Consider the following 15,623-nt stretch of genomic DNA (forward strand, 5'->3'; position numbering starts at 1 on the left):
CTTCATTTCCTTATTGCAAATGCCTCTCATTAGTGACACTAGTTGCGAATAATTCGCAATTGCAAGTCAAGGGAGGCGGTCGATGCGTCAGCTCAAGCGGGCTTTTGGCGGCAAGGACGGAGACCATGACGATTTCCACTTCGGCAATTTTTCCCAGCCGTTTTTCCAGCCGCACCAGCCTCACAGTTCACATGGCTCGCACCCCTCTCACGGATCCCATGGTTCTCACGGGGGTCACGGCTCGCATGACGGCCCGTCGTGCCAACCGGGTCCGCAGCCGGCAAAAATCGAGTACCGCAGCTTCGACGGCTCACAGAACAACCGGTCTGACTCCACCCTCAACGCCGCCGGCACCGAATTCGCGCGCATCGGCACCGCGCATTTTGCCGACGGCATTTCCGTGCCGCTGGGCGGCAACAATCCGCGCACCATCAGCAATCTCGTGGTCGGCGCCGGCGATGCCGACGTGGCGAACCCGGAAGGTGTTTCCGCGTTCATGTACGCCTGGGGCCAGTTCATCGACCACGACATGACGCTGACCCGAACCGACGGCGTCAACGACATCAGCGTCGTGGTCCCCGCCGGCGATCCCGTCTTCCCCGCCGGCACCATCATTCGGATCACCCGCGCCGTCACCGATCCCACGACCGGTGCCGGCACATCCAATCCGGCGATGGCGGTCAATTCCAATTCCGCCTGGCTCGACGCCTCGATGGTCTACGGGTCGAGTGCGGCGGTCGCGGCCAGCCTGCGCACTGCCGACGGCCATATGAAGACGTCGGCGGGCGACAATTTGCCGATCGTCAACGGCATGGTGGTGGCCGGCGACGGCCGTGCCGCGGAAAATCCGGCGCTGACCGCGCTGCAGACGCTGTTCGTGCGCGAGCACAATTACCAGGTCGACAAACTGCATCATGAGCATCCGAACTGGAGCGGCGACCAGCTCTACAATTACGCCCGCGCCATCGTGTCGGCGGAAATCGCCAACATTACCTATTCCGAATTCCTGCCGAACCTCGTCGGCAAGGACGCGCTCACGCCCTATGACGGCTATGATCCCAATGTCGATCCGCATTTGACGCTGGAATTCGTCGCCGCGGCGTTCCGCTTCGGGCACTCGATCGTCTCGGGCGAAACCGAAGGCCTTGCGGAAAACGGCGAGGTCATCGCCGGCTCCGAGGAAGACCTGAAAGACGTGTTCTTCCAGCCGGCGGCAGACTTCATCGACAATGGCGGCGCCGACGGACAATTGCGCCATCTGGCCGCCGATCCGTCGCAGGCGCTCGATGCGCGCATCGTCGAGGACCTGCGAAATTTTCTGGTCGATGCGCCGGTGTCGATGGATCTCGCCGCGATCAATATCCAGCGCGCACGCGACCTCGGCCTCGGCACGCTGAACCAGACCCGCGAAGCGCTCGGGCTCGACCCATACACGGATTTCAGCCAGATCACGAGCGACCCGCAGACGCTGGCCGGACTGAAGGCGGCCTACGGCAACGTCAACAATGTCGGCCTGTGGACCGGCGGCCTGTCGGAAAACCATGTCACCGGCGCGCTGGTCGGTGAAACCTTCCAGGCCATCCTGACGATGCAGTTCGAGGCGCTGCGCGACGGCGACCGGCTCTGGTTCGAGAACCAGGGTTTTGACGCCAGGACGTTGTCCGAGATCAAAGGCACGACGCTCGCCGACATCATCCTGCGCAACACCGACACCAAGCATATCCAGGACGACGTCTTCGTCACCTATGTCCGTCACACGGGGCTTGCCGGCGGTGTGGAGTCCGAAGATCCCGACGCCCGTCAGATCGTGATCGGTTCCAACGGCACCGACACCCTGATCGGCGGTCCGCAGGGCGATTACCTGTTCGCCGGCACCGGCAAGCAGACCATGACGGGCCATGCCGGCGCGGATCGTTTCGTGTTCGATCTCGGCGCCACCAAAGCCAAAATCACCGACTTCGATCCCGACGTCGACCTGCTGGTGTTCAAACACGCCGGCCGTCTCGACTTTCGCGATGTGAAAATCTCGGGCAACCACGGCAACACGATCGTGCAGGTCGGCGACGACTGGATCGAACTGACGGGCGTGCGGCCCTATGAACTCAGCAAGCACGACTTTCTGTTCGACGTCTGATGGGTCAGCAAGACGTGGATGGCCGGGACAAGTGTTTGGCCCGGACAGATCACTGACGGGTGTTGGGAGACATCGCTGACACGTCAAGGTGAGAAACCTCCACACGTTCGCGTGTGGAGGTTTTTTCGTTGTCCCACCGCTTGTCGGGAAACGGGTGGGTTGGACCGTCTTGCAGTCGGACACTGTTGGTCAATCGAACCATCAGGGAATCGCCCCAAGGAATCCGCCCATGTCCGCCGCCGATACGCCGCACCTGCCGCCGACCTTCAACCGCCTCGCCTGGTCCAACCTCGCCGCGCAATCGGCCGAGCAGATTGCGCTGGCCGCCGCCCCCATCGTCGCGGTGCTGCTGCTGGGCGTCGGCGAAGGCCAGACCGGGCTGCTGCAGACCGCGCTGACGCTGCCCTTCATCCTGTTTGCGATCCCTGCTGGCCTGCTCGCCGATCGCATTTCGCGGCGCTGGCTGATGGCGGGCGCCGAAGCGCTGCGTGCCGCGGCGCTTTGCGGAATCCTGCTGCTGATCTGGCTCGGCTGGATGACGCTGCCGCTGCTGGCCCTGCTCGGTTTCATCGCGGTGTGCGGCACGGTCGCCTATAGCGTCGCCGCACCGGCGCTGGTGCCCTCGCTGGTGAACCCGGAGCAACTGCCCGCGGCCAATGCGCGGATTGAGCTGGCGCGCACAGTCGCCTTTGCCAGCGGCCCCGCGCTCGGCGGCGTGCTGGTCGGATGGGTCGGTGCGGCGCCCGCCTTCGGGTTTGCCGCGGCGCTTTCTGTGCTCGCCGTCGTGCTGTTGTCCGGCATCTATGAGCCCGCCCGCGCGCCCGCGCCCCGCCGCCATCCGCTGCAGGAGATCAAGGAAGGCGCTGACTTCGTGCTGCACCACAAGCTTCTGCGGCCGGTGTTCATCACCCAGTTCATCTTCAACACGGCCTCGTTCCTGCTGCTCGCCGTGTTCGTGCCCTATGCCGTGCGCCATCTCGGCCTCTCCGCCACCGGCGTCGGCACCACGCTCGCGATGTACGGCGTCGGCATGGTGGTCGGCGCGCTGCTGGCGACGCGCGTCATGAAGCGCCTCGCCTTCGGCACCGTGATCGGGCTCGGCCCGGTGACCGGGTTCGTTGCCGCCACCGTGATGGCGCTGACGACCATCGTTCCATCACCGCTGCTCGCGGGCCTGAGCTTCTTCCTGCTCGGCGTCGGTCCGATCCTGTGGGTGATCTCCACCACCACGCTGCGCCAATCGGTGACGCCGCCCTCGCTGTTGGGGCGCGTCTCCGCCATCAACATCATGAGCTATGGCGCCCGCCCGCTCGGCTCGGCGCTCGGCGCCATCGTCGGCGGCCTCTACAGCGCCGAAGCCTGCCTCTATCTGGCGGCCGCGATCTTCGCCGCCCAAGCGCTTGTCATCCTGATGTCGCCAGCCGTCTCGCTGACGCGGCAACCGGACATGGTCGGCGACGGACCGGCGCTGCGGGCGTGTTGATTAGGGAAGCATGATCTCTTCAAGCAGGTTCCCAAGGAAAAACTTCTCGTCATGCCCGGGCTTGTCCCGGGCATCCACGTCTCTCTTGGCGGCAAACCCCGAAGTAAGACGTGGATGGCCGGGTCAAGCCCGGCCATGACGAACGAATTACCGTAACCCTGCCACTGGCATTTCTTAATCCGGTTTTATATGATACTCATCATTTTATAGAAAAACGGGAACCCTCCATGGCCGACCAGACCGTAGCGATCGCAAGCCCCCGTCCCGAGGCCTCCTCCACCGTGCTGCAGATCGCGGTGCTGGCGGCGCTGGCCGCCACCGGGACGCTGGCGACCAATATCCTGCTGCCGTCGCTGCCGCAGATGGCAGCCTCGCTGCACGTCACCAGCGCCGCGGTCACATCCGCCATCACGATCTTTCTCGCGGTGTTCGCGGTCGGCCAGCTGGTGGTCGGGCCGATTTCAGACCGCTACGGCCGCCGCTGGCCAGTACTGATCGGATTTGCGGTGTTTTTCGCCGGCAGCGTCTGGTGCGGCCTCGCCACCGACCTGCCCAACCTGCTCGCCGGCCGCGTGGTCCAGGCCGCCGGCGCCTGCGCCACCTCCGTGCTGTCACGCGCCATTGCGCGCGACCTGTTCTCCGGCGCCGCACTGGCGCGCGCTATGGCGCTGATCATGATTGCGATGGCGGCCGCACCCGGCTTCTCGCCGCTGCTCGGCGGCGCGCTCGACCACTATTTCGGCTGGCGTTCCGAATTCGCGCTTGTCGCCGTCTTTGCGGTGCTCGGCGCGCTCGCCTACAGCATGGTTCTGGGCGAGACCCATCATGCGACGCGCACGCCGCTCGACCCGCTCGCGATTGCCAAAAACTATCTTGGCCTGATCGCCGACCGGCGTTTTGTGGTGCCGGCCGCGACCGTGAGCCTGATCATGGGCGGTCTGTTCGCGATGTTCTCGGCCGCGCCCCGCGTGCTGATCGAAGCGATGCACTTTACGCCTATTCAGTTAGGCCTGTTCTTCGCCGGCACTGTGCTGATCGTATTCGCCTCAGGCATGCTGGCGACAAAGCTGGCGCCGCGCTACGGGCTCGACCGCTCGATCCGCGGCGGATTATTCGCGGCCGCTGCCGGCAGCCTAGCGATGCTGCTGGTGTCGCTGTATAGCCCGACCTTCCTGCCGTTTCTGGGGGCGATGAGCGTATTCCTGCTCGGCATGGGCATCGTGAACCCCTTGGGCACCGCGCAGGCGCTCTCCCCGTTCGGCGAGAAAGCGGGCGCCGCCTCCGCGCTGGTCGGGTTCTGGCAGATGATGACAGCGGCGATCGGCGTCTGGCTGGCCGCGACGATCTCGCGTGAGGCGCTGTTTGCGCTCGGCGTGGTGCTGACGGTGTTTTCCTTTGTCGCGGTCGGGCTGTATACGCTGCGCGCCAAAGCGGCCTAGCTTCCGAGATACCGCTCGTACTTCCCCGCCACAACTTCATCCGACGCAATGTCTGGATCCAGCGTAAAGAGATCCTGCGCGCGGCCGATGCCGCGCAGCGCGTAGCGGCCGGTGGAAACCAGATAGTTGCGCCCCGCAGCGTCCAGTCCGGTGCGAAACGCCTCCGAGGTCAGCAATTCGCGGTCGACCGAACGGCACATCGAGGCGATACGGCTGACTTCGTTGACGGCTGGCCCCACCACGGTGAAGTCGAGCCGGTCATCGCTGCCGATATTGCCGTAAAAGACCTCGCCGACATGCAGGCCGACATGGGCCGTCGTCACCGCCACGCCTTCGGCGGCACGGCGGGCACTGACCGCAGCCATGTTGCGCCGGAAATGGTGTTCGGCGCGCAGCGCTGTGCGCTTGGCAACGGCCATGTTCTCGTTGGTGAACATCGCCAGCACACCGTCGCCGATCAGTTTCAGCACCTCGCCGCCGGCATCATGGATGGCGTCGATCGAGGCTTGCGCATAATCGTTCAGGAACGGGATGATCTGGCCGGGCTCGATGCTCTCGCTGATCGAGGTAGAGCCGCGCAGATCCGAAAACCACAGCACCGCGTTGATGCGCTCGGTGACGCCGCGGGCAATGCGGCCACGCAGCACCTGCTCGGACGCGTCCCGGCCGAGATAGACCCGCCCCAGCGTCCGCGCGACTTCGGCCTGTGCGGCGGATTTGACCGCAAGCCCAAGCACCGGCACCAACTCGCGCAAGGCGGCGAGCCCCTGCTCGCCAAAACCTTCGTCGCGCCGGGTCACCCATGTCGAGTAAAAGCAGTCCATCTGGCCCATGGTGCCGGCTTCGCCGAAGCGGTGCACCATACTGAGAAAATGCTTGTGCCCCTTGGCGGACAGGTCCTCGATCATGTTGAAATCGAGGCCTTCGCAATCGGACAGATCGATCAGCAGTTCGTCGCCACCGGTTTCAAGCAAATGGTAGAATGTCGAGCGCCGCCAGTTTTCCGCAACGGCGCCGCCCTCGCTACTCGAACCATATTCAAAACTGTCGCTCTCGTTGGTTTGGGAATGGCTCCAGCGAAATCCGCGGCCCTCGAACACCGGGTGCAGCGTGTCAATGATGACCATTGCGCGCGACAGCTCCAGGCCATGGGCGCGGCAGCGCTCGCAAAAGCCACGAAGCAGATCGTTTTCGGGCAGGCCTGTCAGGCTCTGGTGGGCGATCCAGTTCATCAGGCGCAGGCGGGGCGTGAGTTCCATGCCGCTATTATGCCGCGCAATCGTGACAGACGGAAGCCTGCCGCAACCCGTTACGTCTTCCCCGCTGCGACGACTTCGCCGTCTTCCTTCACGAAGGAGTCGACGGGACGGTCGAGCAGGTCGAGCACCAGTTTCGACGGCCGGCACAGCCGCACGCCCTTGCCCGTCACCACGATCGGCCGGTTGATCAGGATCGGATGGGCGAGCATGAAATCGATCAGTTCGTCGTCGCTCCATTTGGGATCGGCAAGGCCGAGCTCCGCGTAGGGCGTACCCTTCTCGCGCAATAACTCGCGTGCGGAAATGCCCAACGCGGCGATCAGTTCGACCAGCCGGGCGCGGCTCGGCGGGGTCTTCAGGTATTCGATCACTTCGGGCTCTTCGCCGCTCTGGCGGATCATCGCCAGGGTATTGCGTGAAGTGCCGCAGGACGGGTTGTGATAAATGGTCACGCTCATGTGTGAGCTTACTTCTTGAGTACCAACGAGGCTCCGGCGCCCGCCTCGTACCAGCCGCGCGACGCTTTCACCAAATGGACGACCGAAAGCATGACGGGCACCTCGACCAGCACACCCACCACGGTAGCCAGCGCGGCTCCGGAGTTGAGACCGAACAAGCTGATCGCGGCGGCAACCGCGAGTTCGAAAAAGTTGCTGGCGCCAATCAACGCCGCCGGGGCCGCCACGCACCAGGCCACGCCGAAGCGCCGGCTCAGCCAGTAGGCCAGTCCGGCATTGAGATAGACCTGGATCAGGATTGGTACGGCCAGCAGGACAATCACCAGCGGCTGCGAGATGATCTGTTCGCCCTGAAAGCCGAACAGCATGACCAGCGTCGTCAGCAGCGCAACCAGCGACACTGGCTGCAAGACATGCAGCTTCCGCTGCAACGCCGCCGGTCCCGTGCTCAACAGCCAGCGGCGCCACAGCTGCGCGACGATGACCGGCACGACGATATAAAGCACCACCGAGATCAGCAGGGTCGCCCAGGGTACCGCGATCGAAGCAACTCCCAGCAGCAAGCCGACCAGAGGCGCGAACGCAAACACCATGATGACGTCGTTAAGCGCCACCTGACTGAGCGTATAATGCGGCTCGCCCTCGCACAGGTTCGACCACACGAACACCATGGCGGTGCAAGGCGCTGCGGCCAGCAGGATGAGGCCGGCGATATAGGACGGAATCTGTGCCGACGGCAGCCACGGCGCGAACAAATGTCCGATAAACAGCGAACCCAGCAAAGCCATCGAGAACGGCTTGACCGCCCAGTTGATGAACAGCGTGACGCCGACACCGCGCCAGTGCTCGCGCACCTGGCCGAGCGCGCCGAAATCGATTTTCAGCAGCATCGGGATGATCATCAGCCAGACCAGCGCGGCCACCGGCAAATTGACCCGGGCGATTTCGGCGCTGGCGATGGTTGCAAACAACCCGGGAAGCAGATGGCCCAGCGCGACGCCCGCAACAATGCAAAGGGCGACCCACAGCGAGAGATAACGTTCGAACAGATTCATGGTGAGGTCATTCCGGTGGCGTGGTGGCCGATCCCGCCCACCGGCGCCCCGACCATCGCTTGTCGATAGAGCAGAATCGCATCATCCACAACTATTTGTCTTGATTTCTCGACATATAGAATAGACACTATCGCTGAATGAGCCACCAAATACGCAATTTCTAGACAAAATGTGGCTTATTGTCATCTTCGTGTCATCAAAATATGTCGATAAATATGGACACGACTACCTTATGGAAAATCAGATGAGCGAAAGCAGCCGGGAATCGAGTGCCATTGAAGGCTTTGGGTCGCTTGCGCAGCCGACCCGCCTCGCCGCTGTTCGCCACCTGCTCGCAGTCCATCCGCAAAGCCTGCCCGCCGGTGAGATCGCCCGGCTTTGCGAGGTGCCGCACAATACCATGTCGACGCATCTCGGCATTTTGAGCCGGGCTGGCTTGATCTCCGTCGAGAAGGACGGCCGCTCGATGAACTATCGGGCAGACGTGACAGGCTTTCGAAGCTTGCTCGATTTTCTCTCTCGGGACTGCTGCAACGGCCGTCCCGAACTCTGCGGCACCGCTTTCGATCTGCCATTCGAAGCCATCGCTACCGAACCGTCGGAGAAGTTCATGACGCCGGCATTCAATGTGCTTTTCCTGTGCACCCAAAACTCTGCCCGCTCTATCATCGCAGAAGCCCTGCTCGAGAAGATCGGCCGCGGCCGCTTCCGGGCCTATTCGGCCGGAGCTGAGCCGGCCCGAGAACCGGTTCCGGAAGTCATCGACCGGCTGAAGGCGCTCGGACACGACGTGTCGCACTTGCATTCCAAGTCGTGGGACGAGTTCAAAGGGCCGGACGCTCCCCGGATGGATTTCATCATTGCGCTTTGCGACGCACCCAATGGTCAATTTTGTCCGGATCTCGGCGGCCAATTCGTCACCGGCGCGTGGCCCCTCCCCGACCCCATGCAATTCAAGGGTTCGGCGACCGAGCGGACCACGCTGCTGAATGAGCTTTACGCAATGATCCGGCGACGCATCGAGATCTTCACGAGCCTGCCGTTCGATTCTCTCGACCGCATGGCCGTCAAGGCTCGCCTGGATGAGATCGGCGACACGACGCGCGTATCACCCTAAGAGGACTTTCCATGAAGGTTGGCATCAATGGCATGGGCCGCATCGGCAGGCTCGCGCTGCGTTCGGCACTCGGCGGCACACGGCGCCCTGAGAGCGACCCCCGCGCCGGCAACCGGCTGGACGTCGTCCACATCAACGAGCTGAAAGGCGGCATCGCCGCTACGGCGCATCTCATCGAGTTCGACAGCATCCACGGCCGCTGGCACCAATCCATCGGCGTCGAGGACGAAAAATCAATTGCCATCGGCAAAGCCCGGATCGGATTCAGCGAGCAAGCGTCGCCCGGTGAAGTTGCCTGGGGCGATCTCGGCTGCGATGTCGTGCTGGAGTGCACCGGAAAATTCCTCAAGCCGGATCAGCTTCAGGCTTATTTCGACCGCGGCGTCAAACGCGTCATCGTCGCGGCGCCGGTCAAGGACGAGGCAGCCCTCAACATTGTCGTCGGCGTCAATGACCGCCTCTACGATCCGGCCCGACACAGGCTGCTGACGGCCGCTTCGTGCACGACGAATTGTCTGGCGCCCGTCGTCAAGGTCATCCACGAAGCAATCGGCATCAAACATGGACAGATCACGACTATCCATGATCCGACCAACACCAACGTCGTCGTCGATGCCCCGCACAAGGACCTACGGCGCGCGCGATCGGCGATGCTCTCGATGCAACCGACGACCACGGGAAGCGCCACGGCTATTGCCCTGATCTATCCGGAGCTCAAGGGCAAGCTGAATGGCCACGCCGTGCGGGTGCCGGTGCTGAACGCCAGCCTGACCGATTGCGTATTCGAGCTGAAACGCCCGACCACGGTCGAAGAGGTCAACGCGCTCTTCAAATCCGCCTCGGAAGGGGATTTGGCTGGTATCCTCGGCCTCGAGACCCGGGCACTGGTCTCGGCCGACTACAACAACGATCCGCGCAGTTCGATCGTCGACGCCTTGAGCACCCTGGTCACGGACGAAACACTGCTGAAGGTCTACGCCTGGTACGACAACGAGGTAGGGTACGCCTGCCGGATGGTCGATCTCGCCAACATTGTGCAACGCGCAGGCGTATAACGCCATGGTCCGAAACTACGTCATCGTTACCGCATCCTACTGGGGCTTTACCCTGGTCGATGGCGCGCTTCGCATGCTCGTGCTGTTTCATTTTTTTCGGCTGGGTTATTCGCCGTTCACGCTGGCCTTCCTGTTTCTGCTGTACGAGGCCGCCGGAATTGCCGCCAACCTCGCAGGCGGTTACTTCGCGTCGCGCTTCGGCATTCCTCGCATGCTCGCGATCGGCCAGTTACTCCAGATTGCCGGCTTGCTGATGTTGTCCGCGCTGGACCCGGGATGGGGAGCCGCCGCATCGGTCGCATGGGTCGTCGTCGCCCAGGGCGTTGCAGGTGTTGCCAAGGATCTGACCAAGACCGCATCCAAGTCGGCGATCAAGGCAACTTCTGCGGAGGGCAGCGGGCAGCTTTTCCGATGGGTCGCGTGGTTCACCGGCTCGAAGAATGCGATGAAAGGCATCGGCTTCTTTGTCGGCGGCCTGTTGCTGGACTCGGTGGGATTTGTCCACGCGCTATGGCTGATGGCAGCGCTGCTGGCCGTGGTCTTCGTCGCCGGCCTGCTGCTTCTGCCCTCGCAGCTTGGCAAGGCGAAATCCTCGAAGACCATCCGCGAACTGTTCGGCAAATCGCGCGGCGTCAATCTTCTGGCAGCCGCGCGCATCTTCATGTTCGGCGCGAGGGATGTCTGGTTCGTGGTCGGACTGCCGGTATTTCTCTACGCATATGGCTGGACGTTCTTGCAGGTTGGCGGCTTCTTGGCTGCCTGGACCATTGCCTATGGCGGCGTACAGGCTCTCGCGCCCTCGCTGGTGAACCGCAGCGCCGACGGCTTAAGTCGCGAGGTGCCGGCCGCCCGGGTGTGGGCGGCCGTTCTGGCTGCCGTGCCCCTTGCGCTGGCGTTGATCATGAACTCAACCGATATCGCGCGTCCCGATCTCGTTCTGGTAGTCGGGCTGGCGCTCTTCGGCCTGCCCTTCGCCGTAAATTCATCGCTGCATTCGTATCTCATTCTGGCCTATGCGGGCTCCGAAAAGGCCGCCGAGGACGTCGGCTTCTACTATGCCGCCAATGCCGCCGGCCGCCTGCTGGGCATCATGCTATCCGGAGCGCTCTATCAGGTCGCAGGCATCACCGGCTGCCTGATCGGCTCTGCGGTCATGCTGCTGCTCTGCTGCCTCATCACGTTCCTGCTTCCGCTGAACGCTCCCCTGTCGACCGCAAAGCCGGCCTCGGTCTGATCGAAAGCGAACTTCGAGCGGAGCTGCATTCGACCTCAATCCAAAACGAACACACCCGGGCGCTACCAAGAGACTGGAGCTGCGACATGGCGTGGACCGTAACCAACCTGATCGTTCAAATCATTGCCGGTCTGGCTGGCGCCCACATCGCCGCGGCCGCGGCCCACGAGCACCGGTTCGGCTTCTGGGGACACAGCCTTGTCGGGCTGATGAGCGGCGCGTTGGGTGGCTCTCTTCTCCAGGTCTATGCCATGACAGTAGTAACCGGCAGCGGGAGTCTGAATGTCCCGACCAACGCCGAGACAATCGCCATCCAGTCATTGACGGGCGCAACATTGGGCTGCCTCGCAATGCTCGCAGTCGGATTCTTCATTAGCGAGCAATCGAAAGAGAATTGATCGGGTCGCACCCGGCTGCAGTCGCTAGCTAGCAGCATTCCCTGCTCTCGTGTACCGGCGCAACGCCAACTGCGTCGCCTCGCGCGCAAGCGCAACCTTGCGGCCTGGGTGCGACAAAACAACCCGACGGGCAAATCACTTCCGATTTACGGAAGTCATGTCAAGCCCCGGAACAAAAAATATTTCGGTTTTCAAGAACCCCAAATCAGTGCTCCTGTATGCCCATCCCGTCCTGATCAGAAGGGCGTCGGCCGTCGTCACGGACGTTGGACGGGTTGCGGTGGACGCTGGGTTCACGTCTGACGACGGCGTGGATCGAGCGTACGGCAAAACCGTGTGGTCCTGGCACCCGTTGCCGGTGTCAAGCTGTCGGAGAAGCGCAAGCGGAAACGGCAGTGACGGAGTCAACCAAGAACTCGTCTCCGGGGAGATCACGGCATAAGCCGTAAAGCCACTGCGCAGGGAATGTCGGATGTTCTCCGCTGCCCTGTATGCTCGTGTGCAGCCTACTTAGCACTAACCGCACACGGGACCGCGGGTGCAGCGCGCATCCGGCATTCCCTGCGCCCTCTCTTTGAGGGCGGGAAGTTTCTGGCAAACCTCGGGCCCATCGCGCCGCGAGAAAGCGAAGGTGTGCTTCCCCGTCATCCTGAGGTGCGAGCGTAGCGAGCCTCGAAGGATGAATCGGCCACAGACGGGCCGTCGTCCTTCGAGGCGCGCAAGAGCGCGCACCTCCAGCGACAACGGCGAAGCCGTTGCGCGGGGATGACGGGTCGAGATAAGAGACGACCATGATTGAACCGAAAAGCCCCGGCGTACTGGGTCCCCCGCTTTCGCGGAGGACGACAGCGTTCACTGCGGACAGAACTCGCTATTTCCATAATTCTAGAAATACAGTTGACAGCCCCGGATTCGGATGTCATTCTACCGTCATGAAACTCGATGACGCAGCCGCACACCTCGAAGCCCTGGGCAATCCGACCCGGCTCAAAATCTATCGTACGCTGGTTCGCGCCGGCGACGCCGGAATGTCCGTCGGTCGCCTGCAGGACAAGCTGAAGATCGCGCCATCCACCCTTTCCCACCACATCAAGACGCTGATGGTGGTGGGCCTGATCAACCAGGTGCGGGACGCCACCACGCTGGTGTGCCACGCCAATTACGACGTGATGCGAGGATTGGTGGAGTTCCTGGTGGCGGAATGCTGCACCGGCGCCACCGAAAGCAACGATACCAAGACCGCGGCGTGAATTTGCGCCGCCCGTAATTTCGATATTTCTAGTTTAATAGGAGGATGCCATGAGCGAAGCGAAGACAGTTGCCGTCATCGGCGCCGGCCCGGTTGGCCTTGCCGCCGCCGCCCATGTGCTGGAGCGGGGTTTTCGGCCGATCGTGCTGGAAGCAGGCGACAGCGTCGGGCATTCCGTTCGCCAATGGAGCCATGTCCAGCTGTTCTCGCCGTGGGAATACAACATCGACCGCGCCGCGGAGCGTCTGCTTGCGGCAACGGGGTGGAATTCGCCGGATCCGCAACACTATCCGACCGGCGCGGAATTGCTGGAAGGCTACCTCGAACCGCTCGCGGCCAAGACCGCCCTCACCGATCACATCCACACCTCCAGCCGCGTCACCGACATCAGCCGCGCCGGTTTCGACAAGCTCAAGACCAAAGGACGCGAGTCCGCGCCGTTCGAAATTCGTTACCAGAACGGGCAAGGCCCGAAGGTCGTGAAGGCTGACGCCGTGATCGACGCGTCAGGCACCTGGCATTCGCCCAATCCGGCGGGCGCCAACGGCCTCCCCGCCATCGGCGAGACGCAGGCTGCGGCCAAGATCGCCTACGGCATGCCCGATGTTCTGGGACGAGATCGCGCGCGCTACGCCGGCAAGACCGTCGCCGTGCTCGGTGCCGGTCATTCGGCGATCGGTACGCTGACCGATCTCGCCCAGCTCGCCGCTGAGATGCCAGGAACACAGCCCGTCTGGCTGTTGCGGGGCAATGATCCCGCCAAGGCCTTTGGCGGCGGCGCCAATGACAAGCTGGTTGCGCGCGGCGAGCTTGGCGCCGCCTTTGCATCGCTGGTCGCGGCCGGCCGCATCAAGGTCGAGAGCGAGTTTCGGGTTTCGCACATCACGGCGGATGGCCCTCGCCTCACCGTCGCGACCAGCGCGGGCAGTTGCTGCCGCCAGATCGCCGTCGATGAGCTGATTGTTGCCACGGGCTTCCGGCCGGACCTGAATTTCGTGCGCGAGCTTCGCATCCAGCTTGATCCGGCGATCGAATGTCCGGTGGCGCTGGCGCCGCTGATCGATCCGAACGAGCATAGCTGTGGCACCGTGCGGCCCCACGGCGCGCGCGAACTGGCGCAGGCCGAACCCGGCTTCTATTTCGCCGGCATCAAGTCCTACGGCCGTGCACCCACGTTCCTGATGCTGACGGGCTATGAACAGGTCCGTTCGATTGCCGCCGACATTGCCGGCGATCACGCGGCGGCGGAGCGTGTCGAACTGGTGCTGCCCGAAACCGGCGTTTGCAGCCGCGCGGCCGCGCCTGGCGCAAACCAGTGCTGCGGCGGACCGGCGCCATCCACCGTTGACGCCTGTTGTGTAGCGGACGCAAATGCCAAGCAAGAAGGCAAATCAGGCTGCGGCTGCGCGTCCTGAACGAACCGGGGTGAAGCGCATTTCCTTAAACGGTCGATCCGTCATCGTCGCGATGTGTGTGGGGCAGCTCGGCAGCCTGCTTCCGCATGTCGTGGTGCCTTCCATTCTCGCGGCGTTCCTGATCCCGGAATGGCAGCTGAGCGGCGCGCAGGCCGGCCTGCTCGCAGGCTCGGGCGCTGCAGGTTACATGCTGACCGTGCCGGTGCTGGCGACGCTGACCGACAGGATCGATGCGCGCAAAATCCTGATCGCGGGTTCGGCGGTCAGTGCGCTCGGTACATTGCTGTTCGGCCTGTTTGCGACCGGCCTCTGGTCCGGCGCGTTGTTCAACGCCATCGCGGGCATCGGATTTGCGGGCGCTTACATGCCCGGCCTCAAGGCGCTGACCGACCGGCTTGCGCCCGGCGATTCATCGCGCGCGGTCACGTTCTACACGTCGAGCTTCTCGTTCGGCGTCGGGCTGTCGTTCCTCATCTCGCAGCTCGTCGCGGACGCCTGGGGCTGGCGCGCCGCCTTCCTGGTGACGGCGCTGGGCCCGCTGGTGATGCTTTCGGTCTGCTTCCTGCTGCAACCGGTGACGCCAAAACCCGCGCAAGGCCGTTTGCTGGATTTTGCGCCGGTGTTCCGCAACACCAGCGCGATGGGTTTCGTTCTCGGCTATGGCGCGCACTGCTTTGAGCTTTACGGCATCCGAACCTGGCTGGTGGCGTTCTGGACGTTCGTGGCGGCGAGGAGCTCGGACGGCTCGATCCTGACCCCCGTCGTGGTCAGCGTGCTGTTCTCCGTGCTCGCAATGCCCGCCAGCATTCTCGGCAATGAATGCGCGATCCGGTTCGGCCGCCATCGCGCCATCACCGCCGTGATGTTCAGTTCTGCCGTCGTCGCGCTGCTGATCGCCGCGTTCGCCGACAAATCGCCATGGCTGCTGCTGCCGCTGATCCTGGCCTACGCCATCACCGTGCCCGCCGATTCCGGCGCGCTGACATCGGGGATGACGATGGCGGCGGACCCGAAATACCGCGGGGCAACGATGGCCGTGCATTCGACCGTCGGCTTCAGCCTTTCGGCTTTGGGCGCCTGGGCCCTTGGCGTCGCGCTGGATGCGGCCGGTGGACCGTCGAGCGCCTCGGCCTGGACGGCGGCGTTTGCCGTGCTCGCGGTGGGCATTCTACTCGGGCCTTTGGCACTCTTCTGGTCGAGACGGACCGCGGTTCAGGCATGAGTGCGACACAAGCCTGTTGCCACCTGGCGTCATGGCGCCTAGGTTCCAAGTTGTCTATTATCATAGACAACTTGATTCCGGCATGCTGGAACGACGCCAGCGACA

General features: G+C 63.3%; 13 protein-coding genes. 10 read left to right on the forward strand and 3 right to left on the reverse strand.

The window, feature by feature from the left end:
• The first annotated feature begins 82 nt into the window (after positions 1 to 82).
• The 3 genes from JQ641_RS31900 (at position 83) to JQ641_RS31910 (ending at position 5,056) form a co-directional block, all read left to right on the forward strand.
• Complete coding sequence (locus JQ641_RS31900; protein WP_212000039.1) at positions 83 to 2,134, forward strand: peroxidase family protein; 2,052 nt, start codon at positions 83 to 85, stop codon at positions 2,132 to 2,134.
• A 229-nt stretch (positions 2,135 to 2,363) separates the two neighbouring features.
• On the forward strand, positions 2,364 to 3,617 hold the full coding sequence (locus tag JQ641_RS31905) for an MFS transporter (RefSeq protein WP_212000040.1): 1,254 nt from the start codon (positions 2,364 to 2,366) through the stop codon (positions 3,615 to 3,617).
• A gap of 227 nt (positions 3,618 to 3,844) precedes the next feature.
• Entirely contained in the window at positions 3,845 to 5,056 is a 1,212-nt protein-coding gene (locus JQ641_RS31910; RefSeq protein ID WP_212000041.1) for a multidrug effflux MFS transporter, read from the forward strand.
• Here the strand turns inward: JQ641_RS31910 and JQ641_RS31915 are convergent.
• Genes JQ641_RS31915 through arsB form a run of 3 tightly spaced genes read right to left on the reverse strand, consistent with a single transcriptional unit; the run spans position 5,053 to position 7,828 of the window.
• A complete protein-coding gene (locus JQ641_RS31915; protein ID WP_212000042.1) occupies positions 5,053 to 6,315 on the reverse strand; it encodes an adenylate/guanylate cyclase domain-containing protein in 1,263 nt (420 codons plus the stop codon). The two genes, JQ641_RS31910 and JQ641_RS31915, sit on opposite strands and share 4 nt — an antisense overlap.
• 50 nt (positions 6,316 to 6,365) lie before the next feature.
• Positions 6,366 to 6,773: an arsenate reductase (glutaredoxin) gene (gene arsC, locus JQ641_RS31920; protein ID WP_212000043.1), complete on the reverse strand. Its 408-nt coding sequence runs from the start codon at positions 6,771 to 6,773 to the stop codon at positions 6,366 to 6,368.
• 8 nt (positions 6,774 to 6,781) lie between these two features.
• Positions 6,782 to 7,828 carry an ACR3 family arsenite efflux transporter gene (arsB, locus tag JQ641_RS31925; protein ID WP_212000045.1) on the reverse strand — a complete coding sequence of 349 codons (1,047 nt, stop codon included), beginning with the start codon at positions 7,826 to 7,828 and terminating at the stop codon, positions 6,782 to 6,784.
• A gap of 244 nt (positions 7,829 to 8,072) precedes the next feature.
• Between arsB and JQ641_RS31930 the strand changes: the two genes are divergently transcribed.
• The 7 genes from JQ641_RS31930 (at position 8,073) to JQ641_RS31960 (ending at position 15,518) form a co-directional block, all read left to right on the forward strand.
• Positions 8,073 to 8,945: an arsenate reductase/protein-tyrosine-phosphatase family protein gene (locus tag JQ641_RS31930; RefSeq protein ID WP_212000047.1), complete on the forward strand. Its 873-nt coding sequence runs from the start codon at positions 8,073 to 8,075 to the stop codon at positions 8,943 to 8,945.
• Positions 8,946 to 8,956: 11 nt separating this feature from the next.
• Complete coding sequence (locus tag JQ641_RS31935; protein WP_212000049.1) at positions 8,957 to 10,000, forward strand: ArsJ-associated glyceraldehyde-3-phosphate dehydrogenase; 1,044 nt, start codon at positions 8,957 to 8,959, stop codon at positions 9,998 to 10,000.
• Between the two features lie 4 nt (positions 10,001 to 10,004).
• A complete protein-coding gene (gene arsJ / locus JQ641_RS31940; protein WP_212000050.1) occupies positions 10,005 to 11,234 on the forward strand; it encodes an organoarsenical effux MFS transporter ArsJ in 1,230 nt (409 codons plus the stop codon).
• Positions 11,235 to 11,320: 86 nt separating this feature from the next.
• Positions 11,321 to 11,632, forward strand: coding sequence for a hypothetical protein (locus JQ641_RS31945; RefSeq protein ID WP_212000051.1), 312 nt, complete (start codon positions 11,321 to 11,323; stop codon positions 11,630 to 11,632).
• 932 nt (positions 11,633 to 12,564) lie between these two features.
• Entirely contained in the window at positions 12,565 to 12,882 is a 318-nt protein-coding gene (locus JQ641_RS31950; RefSeq protein WP_212000052.1) for an ArsR/SmtB family transcription factor, read from the forward strand.
• Between the two features lie 49 nt (positions 12,883 to 12,931).
• The gene (locus JQ641_RS31955; protein WP_212000053.1) at positions 12,932 to 14,296 is read left to right on the forward strand and encodes an NAD(P)-binding domain-containing protein; all 1,365 of its coding nucleotides are present in this window, start codon (positions 12,932 to 12,934) and stop codon (positions 14,294 to 14,296) included.
• Between the two features lie 52 nt (positions 14,297 to 14,348).
• On the forward strand, positions 14,349 to 15,518 hold the full coding sequence (locus tag JQ641_RS31960; protein WP_212000109.1) for an MFS transporter: 1,170 nt from the start codon (positions 14,349 to 14,351) through the stop codon (positions 15,516 to 15,518).
• Positions 15,519 to 15,623: the final 105 nt, after the last annotated feature.

This window comes from Bradyrhizobium sp. JYMT SZCCT0180 (assembly GCF_018130165.1).
In the GTDB taxonomy this organism is placed as follows: domain Bacteria; phylum Pseudomonadota; class Alphaproteobacteria; order Rhizobiales; family Xanthobacteraceae; genus Bradyrhizobium.